Annotated in this window: 26 protein-coding genes; 13 read left to right on the top strand and 13 right to left on the bottom strand. The window is 58.3% G+C overall.

Going from position 1 to position 20160, the window contains the following annotated elements:
* Nucleotides 1-240: 240 nt before the first annotated feature.
* The 9 genes from ureG to ACR0DU_RS14360 all read right to left on the bottom strand — a co-directional run bounded on the left by ureG (nucleotide 241) and on the right by ACR0DU_RS14360 (nucleotide 5676).
* A complete protein-coding gene (gene ureG, locus ACR0DU_RS14400; protein WP_480875478.1) occupies nucleotides 241-870 on the bottom strand; it encodes an urease accessory protein UreG in 630 nt (209 codons plus the stop codon).
* Nucleotides 867-1520: an urease accessory protein UreF gene (locus ACR0DU_RS14395; RefSeq protein ID WP_480875477.1), complete on the bottom strand. Its 654-nt coding sequence runs from the start codon at nucleotides 1518-1520 to the stop codon at nucleotides 867-869. The genes ureG and ACR0DU_RS14395 overlap by 4 nt, the downstream gene beginning before the upstream one ends.
* The gene (gene ureE, locus ACR0DU_RS14390; protein WP_480875475.1) at nucleotides 1504-1956 is read right to left on the bottom strand and encodes an urease accessory protein UreE; all 453 of its coding nucleotides are present in this window, start codon (nucleotides 1954-1956) and stop codon (nucleotides 1504-1506) included. Before ureE ends, ACR0DU_RS14395 begins: the two co-directional genes overlap by 17 nt.
* Nucleotides 1957-1984: 28 nt before the next feature.
* Nucleotides 1985-2209: a hypothetical protein gene (locus ACR0DU_RS14385; protein WP_170475573.1), complete on the bottom strand. Its 225-nt coding sequence runs from the start codon at nucleotides 2207-2209 to the stop codon at nucleotides 1985-1987.
* Nucleotides 2210-2330: 121 nt separating this feature from the next.
* Nucleotides 2331-4091, bottom strand: a complete 1761-nt coding sequence (ureC, locus tag ACR0DU_RS14380; RefSeq protein ID WP_480875473.1) for an urease subunit alpha — start codon at nucleotides 4089-4091, stop codon at nucleotides 2331-2333.
* On the bottom strand, nucleotides 4066-4398 hold the full coding sequence (locus tag ACR0DU_RS14375) for an urease subunit beta (RefSeq protein WP_480875471.1): 333 nt from the start codon (nucleotides 4396-4398) through the stop codon (nucleotides 4066-4068). Before ACR0DU_RS14375 ends, ureC begins: the two co-directional genes overlap by 26 nt.
* Entirely contained in the window at nucleotides 4395-4556 is a 162-nt protein-coding gene (locus tag ACR0DU_RS14370) for a hypothetical protein (protein ID WP_480717570.1), read from the bottom strand. The genes ACR0DU_RS14375 and ACR0DU_RS14370 overlap by 4 nt, the downstream gene beginning before the upstream one ends.
* An 18-nt stretch (nucleotides 4557-4574) precedes the next feature.
* Nucleotides 4575-4877 (bottom strand): urease subunit gamma, encoded by a 303-nt coding sequence (locus ACR0DU_RS14365; protein WP_010437457.1) that lies wholly within the window; start codon nucleotides 4875-4877, stop codon nucleotides 4575-4577.
* A gap of 1 nt (nucleotide 4878) precedes the next feature.
* Nucleotides 4879-5676 (bottom strand): urease accessory protein UreD, encoded by a 798-nt coding sequence (locus ACR0DU_RS14360; RefSeq protein WP_480875470.1) that lies wholly within the window; start codon nucleotides 5674-5676, stop codon nucleotides 4879-4881.
* A gap of 414 nt (nucleotides 5677-6090) precedes the next feature.
* Here ACR0DU_RS14360 and urtA point away from each other — a divergent pair, with 414 nt between their 5' ends.
* The 5 genes from urtA to urtE all read left to right on the top strand — a co-directional run bounded on the left by urtA (nucleotide 6091) and on the right by urtE (nucleotide 12054).
* The gene (gene urtA / locus ACR0DU_RS14355) at nucleotides 6091-7371 is read left to right on the top strand and encodes an urea ABC transporter substrate-binding protein (RefSeq protein WP_480717568.1); all 1281 of its coding nucleotides are present in this window, start codon (nucleotides 6091-6093) and stop codon (nucleotides 7369-7371) included.
* A 61-nt stretch (nucleotides 7372-7432) separates the two neighbouring features.
* The gene (gene urtB / locus ACR0DU_RS14350; RefSeq protein ID WP_480875468.1) at nucleotides 7433-9385 is read left to right on the top strand and encodes an urea ABC transporter permease subunit UrtB; all 1953 of its coding nucleotides are present in this window, start codon (nucleotides 7433-7435) and stop codon (nucleotides 9383-9385) included.
* A gap of 3 nt (nucleotides 9386-9388) precedes the next feature.
* Nucleotides 9389-10618, top strand: a complete 1230-nt coding sequence (gene urtC / locus ACR0DU_RS14345) for an urea ABC transporter permease subunit UrtC (RefSeq protein ID WP_480875466.1) — start codon at nucleotides 9389-9391, stop codon at nucleotides 10616-10618.
* Nucleotides 10615-11355: an urea ABC transporter ATP-binding protein UrtD gene (urtD, locus tag ACR0DU_RS14340; RefSeq protein ID WP_480875465.1), complete on the top strand. Its 741-nt coding sequence runs from the start codon at nucleotides 10615-10617 to the stop codon at nucleotides 11353-11355. The genes urtC and urtD overlap by 4 nt, the downstream gene beginning before the upstream one ends.
* Nucleotides 11356-11358: 3 nt before the next feature.
* Nucleotides 11359-12054, top strand: a complete 696-nt coding sequence (gene urtE, locus ACR0DU_RS14335; RefSeq protein ID WP_480875464.1) for an urea ABC transporter ATP-binding subunit UrtE — start codon at nucleotides 11359-11361, stop codon at nucleotides 12052-12054.
* 514 nt (nucleotides 12055-12568) lie between these two features.
* Here the strand turns inward: urtE and ACR0DU_RS14330 are convergent.
* Nucleotides 12569-12982, bottom strand: coding sequence for a MerR family transcriptional regulator (locus ACR0DU_RS14330; protein WP_170394715.1), 414 nt, complete (start codon nucleotides 12980-12982; stop codon nucleotides 12569-12571).
* 76 nt (nucleotides 12983-13058) lie between these two features.
* Here ACR0DU_RS14330 and ACR0DU_RS14325 point away from each other — a divergent pair, with 76 nt between their 5' ends.
* From ACR0DU_RS14325 to ACR0DU_RS14295, 7 genes are read left to right on the top strand one after another with little or no spacing between them, the layout of a single operon-like run.
* Entirely contained in the window at nucleotides 13059-13466 is a 408-nt protein-coding gene (locus ACR0DU_RS14325) for a mercuric transporter MerT family protein (RefSeq protein ID WP_174821699.1), read from the top strand.
* Nucleotides 13467-13481: 15 nt separating this feature from the next.
* Complete coding sequence (locus tag ACR0DU_RS14320) at nucleotides 13482-13784, top strand: heavy-metal-associated domain-containing protein (protein ID WP_170394718.1); 303 nt, start codon at nucleotides 13482-13484, stop codon at nucleotides 13782-13784.
* 10 nt (nucleotides 13785-13794) lie between these two features.
* Nucleotides 13795-14046, top strand: a complete 252-nt coding sequence (locus ACR0DU_RS14315; RefSeq protein ID WP_072629817.1) for a hypothetical protein — start codon at nucleotides 13795-13797, stop codon at nucleotides 14044-14046.
* Nucleotides 14043-14429 carry a mercury resistance system transport protein MerF gene (gene merF, locus ACR0DU_RS14310; protein ID WP_057821980.1) on the top strand — a complete coding sequence of 129 codons (387 nt, stop codon included), beginning with the start codon at nucleotides 14043-14045 and terminating at the stop codon, nucleotides 14427-14429. The genes ACR0DU_RS14315 and merF overlap by 4 nt, the downstream gene beginning before the upstream one ends.
* On the top strand, nucleotides 14426-14563 hold the full coding sequence (locus tag ACR0DU_RS14305; protein ID WP_160325920.1) for a hypothetical protein: 138 nt from the start codon (nucleotides 14426-14428) through the stop codon (nucleotides 14561-14563). The genes merF and ACR0DU_RS14305 overlap by 4 nt, the downstream gene beginning before the upstream one ends.
* 1 nt (nucleotide 14564) lies before the next feature.
* Nucleotides 14565-15995: a mercury(II) reductase gene (merA, locus tag ACR0DU_RS14300; RefSeq protein WP_217354368.1), complete on the top strand. Its 1431-nt coding sequence runs from the start codon at nucleotides 14565-14567 to the stop codon at nucleotides 15993-15995.
* A gap of 21 nt (nucleotides 15996-16016) precedes the next feature.
* Nucleotides 16017-17369, top strand: a complete 1353-nt coding sequence (locus tag ACR0DU_RS14295) for a dihydrolipoyl dehydrogenase family protein (protein ID WP_170394724.1) — start codon at nucleotides 16017-16019, stop codon at nucleotides 17367-17369.
* A gap of 12 nt (nucleotides 17370-17381) precedes the next feature.
* Here ACR0DU_RS14295 and ACR0DU_RS14290 read toward each other — a convergent pair whose 3' ends face one another.
* The gene (locus ACR0DU_RS14290) at nucleotides 17382-18230 is read right to left on the bottom strand and encodes a cation diffusion facilitator family transporter (RefSeq protein ID WP_480875460.1); all 849 of its coding nucleotides are present in this window, start codon (nucleotides 18228-18230) and stop codon (nucleotides 17382-17384) included.
* A 62-nt stretch (nucleotides 18231-18292) separates the two neighbouring features.
* Between ACR0DU_RS14290 and ACR0DU_RS14285 the strand changes: the two genes are divergently transcribed.
* Complete coding sequence (locus tag ACR0DU_RS14285; RefSeq protein ID WP_170394730.1) at nucleotides 18293-18643, top strand: ArsR/SmtB family transcription factor; 351 nt, start codon at nucleotides 18293-18295, stop codon at nucleotides 18641-18643.
* Here ACR0DU_RS14285 and ACR0DU_RS14280 read toward each other — a convergent pair.
* Both ACR0DU_RS14280 and ACR0DU_RS14275 read right to left on the bottom strand, forming a co-directional pair.
* Nucleotides 18631-19224, bottom strand: coding sequence for a methyltransferase family protein (locus tag ACR0DU_RS14280; RefSeq protein ID WP_217354369.1), 594 nt, complete (start codon nucleotides 19222-19224; stop codon nucleotides 18631-18633). The genes ACR0DU_RS14285 and ACR0DU_RS14280 overlap by 13 nt on opposite strands.
* Nucleotides 19221-20156, bottom strand: coding sequence for a cation diffusion facilitator family transporter (locus tag ACR0DU_RS14275; protein WP_170394733.1), 936 nt, complete (start codon nucleotides 20154-20156; stop codon nucleotides 19221-19223). Before ACR0DU_RS14275 ends, ACR0DU_RS14280 begins: the two co-directional genes overlap by 4 nt.
* Nucleotides 20157-20160: the final 4 nt, after the last annotated feature.

Raw genomic sequence — 20160 nt, 5'->3', positions numbered from 1 at the left:
CCAATGGTTGCGAAAACCTGCCAATTGATGCGCTGGTTATTGATAACTGGGATACGCAACAAGAGGGGCAAGGAAAAGATTTTGCTTACCAATTTTGTCAAAAAATGCCGTGGTGAATTTTGTTTGCAGTTTGCCTTCAAACAAAAAATAACATCCAGACAAATACGAAAATGATGATCGTGCTTTCGGTTTCTCCAATCGGGTTTGGGCATCGATAACTTGGCATCTTCGTCCCAGGGACTAACTCGCTTTCGAAACCTCTAAACCTCCACCTTTCACGAGCAGATCCACAATTGCGTCGACCCCGCTTCTGTGACGAAGTGACGAGAACAAGAAGGGCCGTCCTTTACGCATTCTTTGCGCATCACGTTCCATAACCTGCAGCGAAGCGCCAACATGCGGCGCAAGGTCGGTCTTGTTGATTACAAGGATGTCCGATTTCGTAATCGCCGGCCCGCCTTTCCTGGGGATTTCTTCGCCTGCGGCGACATCAATCACGTAGATGGTCAGATCCGCCAGTTCCGGGCTGAACGTGGCCGATAGATTGTCGCCTCCGCTTTCAATCAAAACAACGTCGAGATCCGGATGACGTGTCTGCATTTCCGCGACAGCGGCCAAATTGATCGAGGCGTCTTCGCGAATTGCTGTATGCGGGCAACCACCCGTTTCGACGCCGATGATCCTGTCCTGCGGCAGGACCTGCATGCGCATTAGCGCTTCGGCATCTTCCTGCGTATAAATGTCGTTGGTAATAACGCCCACCGAGCAGACATCGCGCAACGCCTCAGACAAGGCGGCGGTTAAAGTGGTTTTTCCGGCGCCTACCGGACCACCAATACCTACGCGAAGCGGGCCGTTCATACTCGTCATGTGCGGAATATCCTCGAATATTGTGTTTCGTGTTTCATGGACGCGATGTCCGCCAAAAACGTGGTAGAGCTTAACTCGTCCAAACTTGCCTTTTGTGCTCTTTCAGCAATCTGGGAACACAGCGGCGTCAGCTGGCGGATCAGCCTTTGAGCATCAGTCTGTCCCAGTGGCACAAGGCGCGTCGCACATGCGACAAGGTTGCTTGCGAATGCTTGCAGAAACATCTTGGTCGTCAACAGCAAGGGAAGGTTTTGTAGTCTTGCGGCCCGTCCAATCGAGACAGGGTAGGTGAACTGTCCAAGGTCCAATTCCCAGACACCTTTGGTGACATTTCCGAAGGCCTGTCCCAGCAAATCGGTTTCCATGAGCCTTTCGGATGTCGCGCAAAAGGCCCGTGCCGTGACATCGACGTTGATCAGTTCTTCTTTGTCCCGCGCATTGAAGGCGGCCACGACGAACAGAACATCATTCCACCCAGAGCCATATTCCAGCACATCTGAAATCCAGGCTTCGGTATCATGAGAATTCGCGACAGTTCCCCGGTCAATCGCTGCCTCAAGCCCGTGAGAGTAGGCAAACCCCCCCACAGGATAGGCGGGTGACAACCATTGGGTCAGTGTCAGGACATCGGCGTCAGTGGGTGTGGCCATGGGTCCTGCCGTGGCCATAGGCCCCGCCTTCGGGGGTAAACGGCTCGTGCACCTTTCGCACGGTAGCCCCGATTTTGAGAAGCATATCTCGGATAACGTGATCGACCTGGATTAACAGGCGATCCATTTCGATCTGACAAGGCGTATGGCGATTGCCGATATGCCATGCGATGCGCGTCAGGTCCGGGGCTTTTACTTCCAGCAACGCTTCGGGTGCAGCCTGTATTTCCACTTCGCGACCGTCATCCAAGACTAACGCGCCGCCGTGGTTCAATGAGGTCGTTTGTGCCAGATCGATGAGGATCTGCTCGCCACTTTCACAGGTAAGAACCTTGCGGCGCAAAAAGCGGTCATCATAAGTTAAAGACAAGCAGTCTTTCGGATCGCCGTGTGTGTGATCCGAGTATTGGCGGGCGGTGCAGAGCAGGGCGGTCATACCATCGCCTCCTCTGCATTGGGAACGATCAGAGCCAGATCGAATCCGCAAAGACCCGGTGCACGATCCGTTCGCGCGTCAGACCACGGTTTTTCAGCTCTTCGTCGCTGAGCGATTGCAGAAATTCGACTTGCCTGACACGCGATTGGGCTTGGGCCAAGCTGATCAAAGCCGAGTAGATGGATGACCCGATGGATGCGATAAGACCGGGCAGCGAAAAGCGTGAGTTTGTCTGTGTTGCTGAGTGTGCCATTTGAACCCTCGTAAACGGTGGTCCTCCCATGGGGTTTAATATTTGTCATGTCGGCCTCACTTAGTAGAGCGTGTTTGGTCATTTCTGCCTTGCATGTGCCGCAACGCAGCACACTTTTTGATCAGAATAAAAAGTATCGCTGTGCCATGGGCAGCGTTTCGGCGGGTTGGCAGGTTAGCAGTTCGCCATCTGCCCGGACCTCGTAGGTTTCCGGGTCAACTTCGACTTTCGGCGTCGCGTTGTTCAGCAGAAGATCCTGCTTGCCGATCACCCGTGTGTTTTGGACGGCGACGGTTTGCTTTGCCAATCCCAGTGTATCACCGATCCCATCCGCATAAGCGGCCCGCGAGACAAAAGTAATCGCCGAGTTTTCCACCGACCGTCCGTAAGCGCCAAACATTGTGCGACTATAAACCGGTTGCGGTGTAGGGATCGACGCGTTGGGATCGCCCATTTGCGCGCAGGCTATGGTGCCGCCCAGCAGAACCATCTCGGGCTTCACACCGAAAAAGGCCGGGTTCCAAAGGACAAGGTCAGCGCGTTTGCCTTCTTCGATACTACCAATCTCGTGGCTCAGGCCATGTGCAATGGCTGGGTTGATGGTGTATTTCGCAATATAGCGGCGGACGCGAAAGTTGTCGTTCTCACCGGTTTCTTCGGGCAGACGCCCGCGCTGTTTCTTCATCTTGTCCGCGGTTTGCCACGTGCGGATCAAAACCTCTCCGACCCGACCCATGGCCTGACTGTCTGACGCGATAATACTGAATGCGCCCATGTCATGCAGGATATCCTCGGCCGCAATCGTCTCGCGCCGGATACGGCTTTCGGCAAAGGCCACGTCCTCGGGGATGGATTTGTCGAGGTGGTGACAGACCATCAGCATATCCAAATGTTCTTCGACCGTGTTCACGGTGAAGGGCCGCGTCGGGTTCGTCGAAGACGGCAGAACGTGGTTCTCGCCGCAGATCTTGATGATATCCGGGGCGTGGCCACCGCCCGCACCTTCGGTGTGGAAGGCGTGGATTGTGCGACCCTTTATGGCCGCCACGGTGTTTTCGACAAAGCCTGATTCATTGAGTGTGTCGGTGTGGATCATAACCTGTACATCCATCGCGTCTGCCACCGACAGGCAGCAGTCGATGGCGGCAGGGGTGGTGCCCCAATCCTCGTGCAGCTTCAGAGCGCAGGCACCGGCTTTGACCTGCTCTTCAAGAGCTGCGGGCAGCGAGGCATTGCCCTTGCCTGCAAACGCTAGATTCATCGGAAAAGCATCAGCCGCTTGCATCATCCGCCCGATATGCCATGGGCCAGGGGTGCAGGTGGTCGCCAACGTTCCATGCGCCGGACCGGTGCCGCCACCCAGCATAGTGGTCAAGCCGGAATGCAACGCGTCTTCGATCTGTTGCGGGCAAATGAAGTGGATATGACTGTCGAACCCACCTGCGGTCAGAATGCGACCTTCGCCTGCAATGATCTCGGTACCGGGACCGATGATGATGTCCACGCCGGGTTGAGTGTCGGGGTTCCCGGCCTTGCCGATCCTGGCGATACGCCCGTCTTTCAACCCCACATCCGCTTTGTAGATGCCGGAGTGATCGACGATCAGCGCGTTGGTGATCACCGTATCCACCGCCCCTTCGGCTCGCGTGAACTGAGATTGCCCCATCCCATCACGAATGACTTTGCCACCGCCGAACTTGACCTCTTCCCCGTACACGTCTTCGCGGTGGCCGGTTTCGCTGAAACGGGCTGCCGTTGCGCGCTCAACAATCAGATCTTTCTCGACCTCGATTATCAGATTCGTATCTGCCAATCGTACTTTGTCGCCGACCGTGGGGCCGAACATCGAGGCATAGTCACTCCGGCTGATCTTGCCCGGCATCTTTCAAAGCCCCCATGATGTGCATATTGAAACCGTAGATGTGACGGCGCCCGTCATATGGCACCAGAATAATCTCGCGAGTCTGACCCGGCTCAAATCGCACGGCAGTACCTGCAGGGATGTCTAATCGCATCCCCAAGGCTGCATAGCGATCGAAATCCAAGGCGGAGTTCGCTTCGGCGAAATGGTAATGGCTACCGACCTGCACGGGTCGATCACCGGTATTGGCGACAACAACAAGACGACTGCTGCGTCCTGCGTTGAGCGTCAGTGAACCCTCGGCGGGTATGATCTCACCGGGGGTCATTTTGGCAGCTTCATTATCACCGTGATGGCGATGACCGCGATCAATGCTAGCCCTGCTGCAAGCAGGGCATAATCACTGCCATGGGCGTGAACATGGGTGTCCGAATGGGCCATGGCCGGACTAGCCAGAATAAGAGCGGGAAACAGCATGCGGTACATGGGAAACTCCTCTGAAGTTTAACGAATAGGGTTATGAACAGTCACAAGCTTGGTGCCGTCCGGGAAAGTGGCTTCGACCTGCACCTCGTGGATCATCTCGGGCACGCCTTCCATGCATTGGTCGCGGGTGATCACTTCAGCCCCGGACTGCATCATGTCGGCGACTGAACGGCCGTCGCGCGCGCCCTCGACCACGGCGTCGGTGATCAGGGCGATAGCCTCGGGGTGGTTCAGTTTGACGCCGCGGTCCAGCCGTTTGCGGGCGACCTCGGCGGCCATGGCGACCAGCAGTTTGTCTTTTTCACGAGGTGTCAGGTTCATGTCAGAGCATCCAGCATCGAGGGAGGGTGTCTTTGTTCAGTTTGTGAAGAACCGGAATTAACGTCCGGCGAAGGGTAAAGCTGTTTTCGGCCAGAACCCGCGTGACGAGCAGGTCACTGCCGAGCAGGGTCGCCCCGGCGTCCTCGGGCAGCATTTGGCGAACAGAATCCAGATGACCCTCGGCTGCCTTCGATGCAAAGACGATCAGCGCCATCGCTCCCGCGCCGTTCGCAATATGCGGCCGGGACAAATGCTTGTGCCAGTCACCAGAGAATCGAATCGCATCCAAAAACACTGGCATCCCTGCGCGCCGAATCTCAATCCGGTCGCGCAAACGAATGTTGGTCAGCGTTTCACCCATGGCGGCGCGACCGAAGATCAGCGGCTCGACTATCAGCATCTCGGCATCCGGCGCCATATCGATCCTGAGGCGTCGATTCAATGCGCTGCCATTGAACAGAATGGTCTCTTGCGGCAACCAGTTCAGACGAGCCCCAGCGCCGGTTGTCAAAAGATTGGTTATCTGGCCGCATTCGGCGGGTTGGGCCTTATAGGCCCGCTCGCAGGCTTGGGTTGTCAAGGTCAGCGCCGTACCTTCCGCTGCCTTGCCAGAAAATCGGAACGAATCCCCTCCGGTTACGCCGCCTGCAGTATTTAGGAGAACCGCATCAAGATCAGATGTCGTGGCTCTGGGAAACAGGCATTTAAATGACCCGGACTGGTGAAACGTGTCCAGCACCGTCTTATTGCCCAGTTTCTTGGTGCTCAGGCTGACGGCACCTGCAGCACGTGGCGGCACCGCGCTGTGCGTGGGCAATATGACTGCAGCTTGTGTAATAGGGCACCTTTAGAGCGTCGGATCGTGCCACTTGTTTCTCTGTTGAGGCGCCGGAACTCTAATCTACAGTGTCGAAATCTGTATATTTCCATGTCGTGTGGCTAAATTTTAGACAGTGGTGTCAGCGCGAGATCAAAAAATGGGCACATCTCACTGATTTACAGAATCGAGGCAAACGTACGTTGCCAAGCATGCTGCAATGCAGAAACCGTATGGGTGCCACCGCGGAAAGAATTCGTAGGGTGTGTGACGGCTGCGCGAATTGGACCTCGATCACAACCGCCACACGGAACGCAACAACAGTTGCGGGGATCAGGTAGATGAAGAATGCGCAATTGCGCAAGCCTTCTCTGCTGGCCTCGCCAGGAGAATTAGATGAAATCGCTCAAATCCACGCTCGCCGGATCAGTAGTATTTGCTGCCATGGCCACCGCTGCGCTGTCGGCCGAAGACACTATTAAGGTCGGAGTACTGCATTCGCTCTCGGGTACGATGGCAATCTCGGAAACGACGCTGAAAGACACGATGCTAATGCTGATCGATCAACAAAATGCCAAGGGCGGTTTGTTGGGCAAGCAGCTTGAGGCCGTTGTAGTGGATCCCGCATCGGACTGGCCTTTGTTCGCGGAAAAAGCGCGTGAGCTTCTCACTGTGCATGAAGTTGATGTGATTTTTGGCAACTGGACTTCGGTCAGTCGTAAGTCAGTCCTGCCGGTGATCGAAGAACTGAACGGCCTTCTATTCTATCCGGTACAGTATGAGGGTGAAGAAAGCTCGAAAAACGTCTTCTACACCGGAGCGGCCCCGAACCAGCAGGCGATCCCTGCGACCGACTATTTCCTGGAGGAACTGGGAGTCGAGAAATTCGCTCTGCTCGGTACGGACTATGTCTACCCCAGGACTACCAACAATATCCTTGAAAGCTATCTGAAGCAGAAGGGTATTGCTGATGACGATATCTTCGTCAACTACACGCCTTTCGGCCATTCCGACTGGTCCAAGATCGTGGCTGACGTGGTCGCGCTGGGCGCGGATGGCAAGAAAGTCGGTGTGATCTCGACCATCAATGGTGACGCCAATATCGGCTTCTACAAGGAACTGGCAGCGGCTGGTGTGTCGGCAGATGACATTCCGGTCGTGGCCTTCTCGGTCGGTGAGGAAGAACTGTCCGGTCTGGATACCACGAACCTCGTCGGTCACCTTGCCGCTTGGAACTACTTCCAGTCGGCCGACACTGACGTCAACGCAGAGTTCGTTGAGACATGGAAAGCCACCATGGGTGATGAACGCGTGACCAACGATCCGATGGAAGCGCATTACATCGGCTTCAACATGTGGGTAAACGCCGCGACCGAGGCCGGTTCGACCGAAGTTGATGCTGTACGCGCGGCGATGTACGGGCAGGAATTCCAGAACTTGACTGGTGGCACTGCGGTCATGTTGCCGAACCACCACCTGGCGAAACCTGTTTTGATCGGTGAAATTCAGGAAGACGGTCAGTTCGATATAATCAGCGAAACCGACGTCGTGCCTGGTGACGCCTGGACCGACTTCCTGCCGGAGTCGGCCGTGCTGGTCTCGGATTGGAAAGAGCTGGGTTGCGGTATGTACAACACCGAGACCAAAACCTGCGTTCAGACCCTGTCGAACTACTAACCGACACGCAAGGCGGGTTTGTTCGCCCGCCTTGCCACAAGAGACATTCGGGTTTCACCACATGGTACGACTATTCCTTGCGGGCCTCGCAATTCTGTGCGCCTGCCTGACCGCCAACGCGCAAGAGGCCGGTCTGCAACCGATCCTGCAAGAACATCAGGAGATCATCGCCAAAAGCGCGCGCAAGACGATCAAACCAGCGATCGATGCAATTGCATCGAGCGGCTTGCCTCAGGCGCAAGTGATGCTTGAGACGTGGGCCGCCAAGAATATGTGGATGCGCAAGTCGGACGGTCTGTTCTTTTCTGGCCAGAAAGGTGAGGGGCGGTCGTATGAATTGACCGACTTCGACACCGGAGAAGTCGTCGGCACGTTCGAGAAAACCGAGCTTAAGCAGTTGAAACCCAACAGCGGTATCCGCGCGATGATCGGAACGGCTTTGGTGCAGTTCCAGTTGACCGATCCAGATCGCGCTCGGCGACAGGCTGCGTTGCAATCCATCCAACGCGATCCCGAGGGGGTATTGTTGGAACCACTTCGCACGTCAATTGACGACGAACCCGATGCGGATTTGAAGGCGCAGAAGCAGCGGTTGGAACGGTTGTTGACCATTGGGTATGACACCGATACCGGCGCGCGCGTGGCTGCGATTGAAGAGATGTCCGACGATCTGGGCGTCGATGTTCGCGCGGCCCTCAACCCTTTGGTAGTGACCAACCGACAGACCGCTGCCACGCTGCCCTCGGACATGAATATCGCCGCCGTGCTGCAACCCGACTCGGATGACCTGTCGCGCGACGCGGCTTATGATCTGCTGGTTGCAAGCGATCTGGCCGCACCGCGTGTTTCGGCAGACGACATTCGCGCCGCTCTGGCCGCCAATATCGACCGAGGTCGCGTGGGGGGTGTTCCGGTTGCGCAACTGAGCTCCGCCGCTACCCGCGCGCAGGCGTATGAAGCATTGGCTGAGGCCGGGGCCGTCCCGGCCTTGATCACGCAAGCCGACATCGATGCAGCACTTGCCGCGCATGTGTTCTTTGATACCTACGCGGAGCCTTCGCCCGACGTGACCGCCGCCGCCGCGCATGCATTGGAGCAGATTGAGTTGAAGGTCGGCCTGAACCAGACCCTCGACCTGACGCTGGACGCGATTTCTCTGGCGTCGATCTATTTCCTCGCCGCCATCGGCCTGGCGATCACCTTCGGCGTGATGGGCGTCATCAACATGGCCCATGGTGAGTTCATCATGATGGGCGCATATACCGGCTACGTGGTGCAGCAGTTCATTCCCAACCATACGCTGTCGGTCATCGTCGCCATTCCGATGGCCTTTGCCGTAACCTTCGCCATGGGCGTCGCGATGGAGCGGCTGGTGATCCGCTGGCTTTATGCCCGTCCTCTCGAGACGCTGCTGGCGACGTTCGGTATCTCGATTGCGCTGCAACAACTGGCCAAGAACATCTTTGGAACGCAGGCCCGCCCGCTGACCGCGCCCGGCTGGCTGGACGGGGCGTGGGTGCTGAACGATGTGGTCGCGATCAGCTATATCCGCATCGCGATCTTTGTGCTGGCGATGATCTTTCTGGGGCTATTCCTCTACATCATGAAATGGACCCGGCTGGGTCTTGAGATGCGGGCAGTGACGCAGAACCCACGCATGGCGGGGTCGATGGGGATCAATCCGGGGCGGGTGAATATGCTTACCTTTGGCCTTGGTTCGGGCATTGCCGGGATTGCGGGGGTTGCGATTGGTCTGTTCGCTAAGGTCACCTCGGATTTGGGCAGCGACTATATCGTTCAAAGCTTCATGACCGTGGTTGTCGGCGGCGTCGGCAATATTTGGGGTGCGCTGGCGGGTGCCGGAATGATCGGCTTTCTGCAAAAAGGGATCGAGTGGATGAACCCGTCGAACACTCTCGCGGCCCAAACCTACATGATCATCTTCATCATCATTTTCATCCAATTCCGGCCGCGGGGCATCATCGCCCTCAAAGGCCGCGCCGCGGGGGATTGAGCCATGGATCGTAGCTTTGTCGCCAAGAACCCCTCGGTGCTGGTCTTTCTGGCGATCCTGTCTCTGTTTACCCTGGGCGTGACGATCCTGTCCGAAGGGTTCGGGATCGGCGTAATTTCGACCAGCTTCGTCAAAACGCTGGGCAAGACCCTGTGCCTCTGCCTGATCGCAGTGGCGATGGATCTGGTCTGGGGTTTCACCGGTATTTTGTCGCTGGGTCACTTCGCCTTCTTCGGGCTGGGGGGCTACATGATCGGCATGTGGTTGATGTACGAACGCACCCGCCTGATCGTGGTCGACTCGCTGGCACAGGCCGAAATTCCACCGACTTCAGCCGAGGTGGTGGACGCCATCGGCACACAAATCTTTGGCGTTGTCGGGTCGTCGGAATTTCCGTTGATCTGGGCGTTTTCCCATAGCCTGACACTGCAACTGATCCTGATTGTTCTAGTCCCCAGTCTTCTGGCGCTGATCTTCGGATGGTTGGCTTTCCGGAGCCGTGTCACCGGTGTGTACCTATCGATCCTGACACAAGCGATGACGTTGGCACTGGCTCTGTATCTGTTTCAGAACGACAGCGGATTACGTGGCAATAACGGCTTGTCCGGCCTGCAGAACCTGCCCGGTGTCTCCGCCTCGCAGGACGTGGTGTCGATCTGGTTCCTCTGGGCTTCGTCACTGGCACTGGGGTTAGGTTATTTGCTCGCTGCGTGGATCGTGTCGGGCAAATTCGGCTCGGTCATTCGCGGCATCCGCGATAACGAGGTGCGGGTGCGGTTCCTTGGATACTCGGTCGAAGTCTACAAACTGGCCGTCTTCACCCTGACTGCTTGTATCGCGGCCATTGCTGGCGCGCTTTATTACCCGCAAGCGGGCATCATCAACCCCGAGGAGATCGCCCCAATCGCCTCGATTTATTTGGCCGTCTGGGTCGCAATCGGTGGACGAGGTCGCTTGTACGGCGCGGTAATTGGCGCAGCTTTTGTCAGTCTTCTGAGTACGTGGTTCACGGGCGGGCAGGCCCCGGATATTTCGCTTGGGTTTTACACGATCAAATGGGTCGACTGGTGGCAGGTGCTACTGGGCGTAACTTTCGTGTTGGTTACGTTGTTCGCCCCGCAGGGCGTCGGAGGATTGTTCGACTTGTGGACCGACCGCCGCCACCCGGACAGGCACGGGGCAAATCTGGGACCGGATGTCGGAGCCCTGCGAGAGAAGGAGGCCATCGAATGAGCACTTTGCTTGAGGTTAGCGGCGTTTCGGTCACTTTCGACGGTTTTCGTGCTATCAACAACTTGTCGTTCCAGATCGGCGAGGCCGAGCTTCGCGCCGTGATCGGCCCGAACGGGGCAGGCAAGACCACATTCATGGATATCATCACAGGAAAAACTCGGCCCGATAATGGACGCGTCATCTGGGGCAAGAAATCCGTATCTTTGCTGAGAATGTCCGAAGCAAAAATCGCGCAGGCTGGCATCGGGCGGAAGTTTCAGAAGCCGACGGTTTTCGAAGACCAGACCGTACACGGAAATCTGCTTATGGCGCTTCAGAACAAACGCGGCTGGCTTCGCGTTCTCTTCTATCGACCCTCCAAAGACGATTTGCGGAAAGTTGACGATCTGAGCGTTGAGATCGGTCTGCACCAACACCTAAGTCGCAAAGCTGGCGAACTGAGCCACGGTCAAAAGCAGTGGCTGGAAATCGGCATGCTTCTGGCTCAGGAGCCGCGGCTTTTGCTGGTGGACGAACCTGCCGCTGGTATGACACCGCAGGAGCGCGAACACACGACCAATTTGCTGGTTCAGGCCGCCAGAACCCGCGCCGTGGTCGTGGTGGAACATGATATGGAGTTTGTCCGACGTCTGAATTGCAAGGTCACGGTTTTGCACGAAGGGTCTGTCTTGGCTGAAGGCAGTCTTGATCACGTGACTTCCAATCAGGACGTCATCGACGTTTATCTGGGGCGCTAAGCAATGTTGAAACTGACCGATCTGACTTTGCACTATGGGCATTCTCAAATCCTCAATGGGATTTCAATGGAAGCCAGACAAGGTGAAGTGACTTGCGTCATGGGTACCAATGGTGTCGGGAAAACCAGCCTGATGAATGCAATCTCGGGGACGCATCCGCGCTCGGGCGGCAATCTGGAGCTGGACGGGGAACCTTTGGGTGTCCTGCCTGCGCATCAAATGGCGTGGAAAGGTGTGGCCTATGTTCCACAAGGTCGTGAGATATTTCCTTTGCTCACAGTTCGCGAAAATCTTGAAACGGGGTACTCCTGTCTGCCTGCCAGCGAACATTTTATCCCTTGTGAAATTTTTGATATGTTTCCGGTTCTTAAGCAAATGCAATGCCGGCGCGGAGGTGACCTTTCTGGCGGTCAGCAACAACAATTGGCAATCGCGCGGGCACTGATAACGCGACCACGCCTACTGCTGTTGGACGAGCCGACCGAAGGTATTCAGCCCAACATCATCCAACAGATAGGCGAAGTCATCCGGCACCTCAGAACCAAGAGCGGAATGGCAATTATTCTAGTGGAGCAATACTTTGACTTTGCCTATGACCTTGCCGACAGATTTATCGCGTTGCGACGCGGAGAAGTCCTAATCAACGGCACCAGGGAAAACGTGACACGCGATAGGTTGTTGCAAGCGGTAACAGTCTAGCGCTGATACCCGAAATTTGTTTCAGGGTTGAAGAATGAAACGCAAAACTTGGCTTAATTTAGGCTCGGGATATGGTTTGATCCTTTGAACACGTTCAATTGAAACTATATTTTCTTCTGAAATCCCGTCGTTCGATGTCTCCTGCCTTGAAGGGCAAGTACTCACGATCAGATGAACCCCGCTGATCCGAGAAAGGAGAAAGACTATGAAACCAATCAAGTCACTCGCAGTAGCGGCAGTCACAATCGCGTCGCCTAGTTTTTACGAAATTGGACGCTGGAGTGATGAGGACCCAGATGGGTGACGAAGCAACCAGAAAGTTGTTCACGTAACAACCGTTCAGCAATGTCCAATGGCTTTTAGCTGAGGCCTTCCCTCTGAGAACTCAAAACCTGACATTTAGCCGGGACGCCGCGAATGTCTCGAAAGAGCCCATCTTTCCGATTTTCTGCGTTGCGGCCAATGGCAGCTTCATTTTCGGGCCGCAGCGGTCGCAAATCAAATGCTGATCTGCTCACGCATCAAGTAACGCGTCGATCACCGCACATTCTGGGACAGCATCGCCGGTGCATCGCGCAACTGTGTCCGACAAGACATGCTCGATGCGCTGCAGGTCCGCGATCTTGGCTCGAACGTCAGTCAGATGATCTTCCGCGATGATCTGAACCTCGGCGCAGGTCCGGGATTGCTCATCGACCAGCCCGAGCAGCCCGCGAACCTCTTCGAGAGAAAAACCGAGATCTCGGGACCGCATGACGAATTTCAGCCGTCTGACATGGGCGTTATCGTAGCTGCGATAGCCTTTCGTGCTGCGCGGCGGGTCCGGCATGATGCCGATCTTTTCGTAATAGCGGATGGTTTCAAGATTGCAGCCCGTTGCTCGTGCCAAATCACCCCGCCGAATTGATCTCACGCTTGTGTTACTCATTTCGCAAAAAAACCCCTTGAGCCTGTATCAACTACAGACCCTAGAACGGTGGAAATAACTGTTCAAGGAAGATTCGATGGAACAAAATTTGGCGGAACTTCCGCAATCTCGGTCGCAGAAAATTGGCGACGAAACCACCAAGGGATGGGGCGTGACCGGCCTCGGCGTCCTCGGTGCGCTGGCGATGACCTCGTGCTGCATTCTGCCGCTTGTTCTGGTCAGCTTTGGCGTGACGGGCGTGTTCATCGCGCAGCTCGGGGCCCTCTATGCCTACAAGTGGTACACCTTCGCGCTGAGCGCCGCGTTTTTGGGATACGGCTTCTACAAGGCTTACAAGCCTGTAGATGCCGAGTCCTGTGCCGATGGCACCTGCGCCCGCCCCATCGACCGCCGCATCATGCGGGCGACCCTCTGGGCCGCTTCCGCGATTGTCGCTGTCGCCATGATCTTTCCCTACATCACCCCCTTCATCCTGAAATTCTGAACGAGGACAACGACCATGAAGCACCTCCTGCTACCCGCCCTGACCATCGCCGCACTCTCGACTCCGGCCCTCGCCGAAGAGCGCCAGGTCGAGATTGCCGTCAGCGAACTGACATGCCCGTCCTGTTCGTTCATTGTTGCCAGTTCGATGCGTGGTGTGCCATCGGTCGAGATCGTTGCATTCCAGGACGGCCCCGAATACGGGCAGGGTGTTTACAGCGTGACCTACGATGACGCCGAAACTTCCATCGAAAGCATCATCGGCGCGGTGACGGCCAATGGCTATCCGGCGCAGGTGCTGCCCGACACAGCCTCCTGAGCCGCCTGCAATGCGTGACAATCTGATGGGTGGCCTGCTGGCCTTCGGAATAGCAGCTCCGGTCGTGGTCGTCTGCTGCGGCGGCGGAACTGCCGTGCTTGCAGCGTTGTTCGGCGGCGTTGGGGCTTGGCTCTCTGGAATGAGTGGCATTGCCGTGCTGGTTTTGGCGGGTCTGACCTACCTGATCGTCCGTGCACTGCGTCGTTCGCAAATGAAACGCGCCTCCGGCCCCGACCCATCACAGAGAAAGACGGCTCCTTGACTGACACACCTGAAAATTCCGACCGTCTGCTGAAATGGGGGCTTGGCGGTGCGCTCTTCGCCGCGCTCTGCTGCTTTACACCGCTTCTGGTCGTCATCGTCGCTGGCGTCGGATTGTCGGCCCTCACGGGCTGGCTCGATTACGCCCTGTTCCCGCTGTTGTTTTTCAGCCTCGCCGTGGTGGCACAGGCCCTTTGGCTGCGCGCTGGCAAACCGGGACCGGCCCCGAAACTCTGGGCCACCGGCCTCGCGGCAGCTCTGTCGATCCTGATCATTCTCCTCGAGTTCAGGTTCGCGATACGGATCACAATCGGCGTTTTCGCCGCCACGGCACTCTACGCGGTTCTCGTGAACCGTGCGCAAAAGAAAGGAACGCTCTCATGATGATGGGATGTTGCACCGCCACCGGTATGTTCTTCGGTCTTCTCGGCATGCTCACACCGCTGATCGCCATCGGCGCGGTCATATATCTGTTCGCCGCCAGACCAAAAGACCCCGAGTATGGTGAGGCGCGCTGAGATGAAAGACCTGAACAAAAACGACGATGAACAGGGCGGCTATGACCTGATCGTTCTTGGGGCCGGATCGGCGGGGTTCTCCGCCGCAATTACCGGCGCGGATGCCGGAAAGCGCGTCGCCCTCGTGGGACACGGCACCATCGGCGGAACTTGCGTCAACGTGGGATGTGTGCCCTCCAAAACGATGATCCGCGCGGCAGAGGCCGTGCACGGTGCGGGGGCTGCCAAGCGGTTCCCCGGCCTGTCGGGACGGGCACAAGTGGATGATTGGCAGACGCTCGTTCAGTCCAAAGACGATCTGGTCGCGACCCTGCGCCAGAAGAAATACGCGGACCTTCTGCCGGAATATGAGGGTGTCGATTACATCGACGCCGGTCCCGCGCGGCTGATCGAAGGTGGCGTGACAGTCGGTGAGCGAACCCTGAAAGCACCGAGGACCATCATCGCCACGGGCGGGCGTCCCGTCCTGCCGACCATCGACGGCATCGAGGACATCGGCGCGCTCGACAGCACCAGTCTTCTGGAACTCGAAGTACTGCCGAAAAGCCTGATCTTCATCGGCGCGGGTTACATCGGCGCGGAACTGGCCCAGATGATGAGCCGCATGGGCGTGAAGGTCACGCTTGTCGCCCGTTCGCATCTGTTGCCCGGCGCGGAACCGGAGGTCTCGGAGGCATTGGCGGCGGCGTTCGAGGCCGAAGGCATCTCCCTTCTGACCGGGTTAAGCTACGACACTGTGCGCCGCGACGACGCGGGCGTGACACTGCGCGTGATCCAGGACGGAAAGCCTGTCGAAGTGACGGCGGATCAGCTCGTTTCGACCGCTGGCAGGCGGGCCAATACCGAAGATATGGGCGTGGACGCAATCGGCGTGGAAACCGACGCGCGTGGGTCCATCGTCGTCGGCGAGGACATGCAGACATCGGTGCGTGGCATCTATGCCGCAGGCGATGTGACCGACCGCGACCAGTTCGTCTATATGGCGGCCTATGGTGCAAAGCTCGCGGCCAAAAATGCGGTTCTCGGCGAAGACCATCGCTACGACAACGCCGTGATGCCCTGGGTGGTGTTTTCCGACCCGCAGGTCGCGGGCGTCGGTCTCGGTGAAGCCCAGGCGCGGGACGCGGGCCTCGACGTCAAGACGTCCATCGTACCGCTCGATCAGGTGCCGCGCGCACTGGCCGCACGCGACACGCGCGGATTGATTAAGCTGGTGGCGGACAGAAAGTCCGACCGGCTGCTTGGCGGCCAGATCGTCGCGCCCGAGGGGTCCGATACGATCCAGACCCTCGTTATGGCCCTGAAGTTTGGCATGACCACCAAGGCACTTGGCGAGACGGTCTTCCCGTATCTGACCACGGTAGAAGGGCTGAAGCTGGCGGCGCAAACCTTCGATATGGACGTGGCAAAGTTGAGCTGCTGCGCCGGATAGACCCAAGACAAGGACCGGATAATGAGCGAAGACTGCGACCTGATCGTCATCGGGGCTGGCATGGCAGGCGTGGCCGCGGCGAACAAGTGTGGCGCAGCAGGATGGCGTGTGGCCATTGTCGATGCGCTGCCCTACGGCGGCACCTGCGCATTGCGCGGCTGCGATCCAAAGAAAATCCTGCGGCGCGGTGCGGAAATCATGGACGCGGCACGGCTCATGCAGGGCAAGGGGATCGATCCCGGTGATCTGTCGATCAACTGGGCCGATCTGATGGCACACAAGCGTGGCTTCACCGATCCCGTGCCGGACAAGATGGAAAAGGGCCTGTCGGGCAACGGCGTCGAAACCCTGCATGGAGCTGCCCGCTTCACGGGAGACAACACGCTGGAGGTCGATGGAACGGCATATCAGTCGGAACGGTTCCTCGTGGCCGCCGGTGCCATGCCCAGGCCGCTGAGCTTCACAGGGGCCGATCTCGTGATCGACAGCACGAATTTCCTCAACCTGGAGGCCCTTCCCAAACGGGTTCTTTTTATCGGCGGCGGCTTCGTGTCCTTCGAGTTTGCGCATATCGCCGCACGGGCCGGAGCCAACCCGATCATCGTGGATCGTGGCGCCCGGCCCTTACGCGGCTTCGATCCCGATCTGGTCGAAATGCTGATCGAGCGCGGCGCCGGTATCGGCGTGGACCTGATGCGCGAGACCGAAATCGTCTCGGTCGCGGAAACCAGTGGAGCATTCACTGTCGAGGTTGCGTCGGGCGATCAGACCCGGACAATCGAAACCGATTTGGTCGTGCATGGCGCGGGCCGGATTGCAGCCCTGGCCGACCTGAATCTTGAGGCGGCTGGTGTTGACTACAGTGACAAGGGCATCGTTGTAGCCCCCCATCTGCAAAGCACGACAAACAGCGCGGTCTATGCCGCAGGAGATTCCGCCGACACCGATGGCATGCCGCTGACGCCGGTCGCAGTGATCGAAGGGAAGGTCGCGGCCTCCAACATGCTCAAAGACGCGCAAACCGCACCGGATTATGCCGGTATTCCGACGGCCGTCTTCACCGTTCCGGAAGTGGCGCGTGTCGGCATGTTGGAAGACGAGGCAAGGGACGCCGGGCATGACATAGATGTCCGGTTCACCGACACTGGCGGTTGGTATTCGAACTATCGGATCGGCGAAACCTCCGCCGCCGCGAAGATCCTCGTCGATAGGTCGAATGGCAAGATTCTCGGCGCGCACCTGTTCGGCCCGGAATACGGCGAGCTGATCAATTTCTTCGGGTTGGCGATCAAGCTGGGCCTGACGGCCAAGCAGCTTCAGTCGATGACGGCGGCCTATCCAAGTGTCGGATCGGACTTGGGGTCACTTCTTTAACGCAAGCGCCCCCTACTCGTCATTCAGATCATTCCGCGCGTCGCGGATGATCATCCACGACGAATGCAGGAACAGCCCTGCGATGGCGAACGCGACGATCAGGTCGGGCCAGGCGCTGCCAAGCCATGCGACCAGCCCGGCCGCGATGACCACGGCAAGGTTGCCGATGGCGTCGTTGCGCGAAAACAGCCAGACGGCCCGCATGTTGGCATCGCCCTTGCGGTGCTTCAGCAGCGGCAGGACCGCGAGGACGTTCACGATCAGCGCACCCACCGCGAAGGCTCCCATCAACCCGGCTTCGGGTGTCGTTTGGTTGAGGACACGCCAGAGCGTGCTGCCGACGACGCCGAGGCCCAGAAGCCCCAGAAACACGCCCTGGATCATCGCTGACCGCGCACGCCATGTCAGGCTCCAACCGATGGCGAGCAGGCCCAGAAACGTGATCGCGCCGTCGCCGAGGAAATCGAGCGCGTCCGCCTTCAAAGCCTGCGACCCGGACAGGAACCCGCCGAACATCTCGACCACGCCGTAGCCGAGATTGAGCAGGACCACGATCCAGAGGGCGCGGCGATAACTCGGGTCCTTGTAGGCCGGATCGGAGGATGTATCGCCGTCCTCGATCTTCTCAAAGCCGTAGCCGGTCGCATCGAGCGCGGGCCGCACCTTCGACAAGTCACCCTCCGCGATCCGTAATGTCATGACGTGGGTTGCGGCAGACACCTTCACATCGCCTTCGGCCACGCCCGCAGACCGGGCCGCGCGCTCGATCTCGGCCGCGTCCTTGGCGCAGTCCATGCCCTGCACCCGCATTCGGATCGGCGTGGAGGCCGTCGGCAACGTGCTGTTCTCGGCCTGGTTCATGTGCGATCCTCTTCAAAGTGGCGGGCAAAAGTGCCGCCGCTAACGTATCAGTGGATAATGATATGACGACGCAAGACGTTCAAGACGATCTTTTGGCACCCGACGCCCTAGAACTGCGGGCAAAGCTCTTTCGGGGCCTCGGCGATCCCAGCCGTCTGGCGATCCTCGATGCGCTGGTGGCGGGCGAACGCAGCGTTCAGGAGATTGTCGCTCATACTGGGTTGGGGCAACCCAATGTCTCGAACCATCTGCGCTGCCTTCTGCATTGCGGGCTGGTCAGCCGCCGCAGCGAAGGTCGATTTGTCCGGTATCGCCTGGCGGACAGGCGGGTTGCCGAGCTGATCCGTGCCGCGGATCGGCTCCTTGCCTCAACCGCGACCGGGCTCGGCGACTGCGAACGCTACACAGAGTAGTCAGCGTTCTGTCGGCTTGGAAACCCGAAAAACCGCGGCGTCCGTTTCCGATACGTGCGGTAGGGCGCGCCATAGATCTCTTCCAGCCATGGCTCTTCGGCAAAAGGGGCGAGAGCAAAGGCGACCACACCGCCCGTCGCGATGATCAACGCAGCGGGATTGGCGGACAGGATTGCCCATCCGACCAGGATGCCCATGTCTGCCACGTATTGCGGGTTGCGCGACCAACGATAGAAACCATCGGTTTTCAGCTCGGCTTCCGCGCCGCTGGTCGCGTCGAGGCCGATGCCCAAGGCAGCAGGCCAGACCACGGCATTGCCCGCCATGATCAGCGGCAGGCCTACGCTCCAACGAAGCCAGAGCGGCCAATCCAGAGCATTCCATCCGGCGGAGCCCACAAGGATCGCGCTACTGAAGACCGCGAGGGTCGGGAGCCAGACCATGAGTTGGCTGAGCCAGTTCACCCGTTGCGGGGGCCAGAGACGGCGGGATGGGACAAGGATCGACCAAAGCAGCATCGCAATAAGAACTGTTTCACAGACAAGCGCGACGGTCAGCGCGACGGAAGCAAAGTCGGTCATCCGTGCCGCTCCTCGCCATGCCCGCGCCCGCCGAACTCGGACGGGTCGTCGCAGGCGTGGCGCGCGCATTCCAGCTCCAGCGTTGTGTGCTCGATGTCGAAGCGGTCTGCCAGCGCTGTTTTGATCCGCTCCTTCACCGCGTCTGCGTCGGACCAACGGCCCTCGGTTATTACGATATGTGCGTCGAGGGCCGCTCGGTGTTCGTCCATCTGCCAGAAATGCGCGTGGTGGATGCCGGTCACCCCGTCGGTTCCGCGCACGGTCTCCAGCACCGCTTGCGTCTCGATTTCCGGTGGTGAGCCGAGCATCAGGATACGGATCACCGGGCCAATTTCCCGGAACGACTGCCAAAGTATGTAGCCTGCGATCAGCACCGTCACGAGCGGGTCGATCAGCCGCCAGTCGTAAAGCAGGATCAGCGTGCCAGCGACAATCACCGCGACGGAGCCGAGCGCGTCGGCGACGTTGTGCAGGAACGCCGCGCGGATGTTCACACTGGATTTGGACATGGCGTAGGTCAGCGCAGCCGTCACGGCGTCCACGATAAGCGCAATTCCGGCGATGATGACGATCAGCCAGCCCTCGACCGGCTGCGGATCGGCAAAGCGCATTGCGGCTTCGTAGAGCAGGTAGAGGCCGATCACGATCAGCGTGGTGTAGTTGATGAGCGCGGCCACGACCTCGACCCGACCGTAGCCGAACGTCATGTCGGCATCGCGAGGTCGCCGCGCGATTTTCCGGGCGGCGAAAGCGATGATGAGCGAGATTGCATCGGAAAAGTTGTGCAGCGCATCGGCGATCAGCGCCAGCGAACCGGAAACGATGCCGCCGACGATCTGAGCAACCGTCAGGCCCATATTGACTGCGATGGCGGCGAAGACCCGGCGGTCGCCCGCTTCCGGATCGACGTGATGATGATGGCCGTGCCCCATAGTA

This window comes from Ruegeria sp. G2 (assembly GCF_056533505.1).
Note: the sequence above shows the minus strand (reverse complement) of the source record. Positions and strands in the feature narration are given on the sequence as shown.